Below are 375 nucleotides of genomic sequence, written 5' to 3' on the forward strand. Positions count from 1 at the left end.
AGCCATGAAACAAAGACTAAATGACTACCTTGTAGTAGACCCGCTCTGTTCAAGAGATAATTGGAATTGAAGTCTAGCTAGCTAAGCGCTGCTTAACGATCTGGCTTACCTTACCGACGTCAGCTCGACCTTGAAGCTGAGGCTTAAGCACCGCCATCACCTTGCCCATATCCCGAACTGATTCTGCTCCAGAGCTCGCCACTGCCTCGGCGACCAAAGCATCAATTTCCTCGGCAGTCAGTGCCGCGGGTAGAAACGTCTCAATCACAGCGATTTCGCCAGCTTCTACATCCGCAAGATCTTGGCGGCTTGCTGCTTCGTACTGACTAATTGAATCTCGACGCTGTTTAAGCATTTTATCTAGCACAGCAAGCA

The 375-nt window shown here is 49.6% G+C and carries 1 protein-coding gene; it reads right to left on the reverse strand.

What is annotated here, in order from left to right; genetic code table 11:
- Positions 1-73: 73 nt before the first annotated feature.
- On the reverse strand, positions 74-375 hold a 302-nt coding region (locus A3763_RS05670), incomplete at its 5' end, for a GatB/YqeY domain-containing protein (protein ID WP_082880393.1).

Source organism: Oleiphilus sp. HI0128, assembly GCF_001635365.1.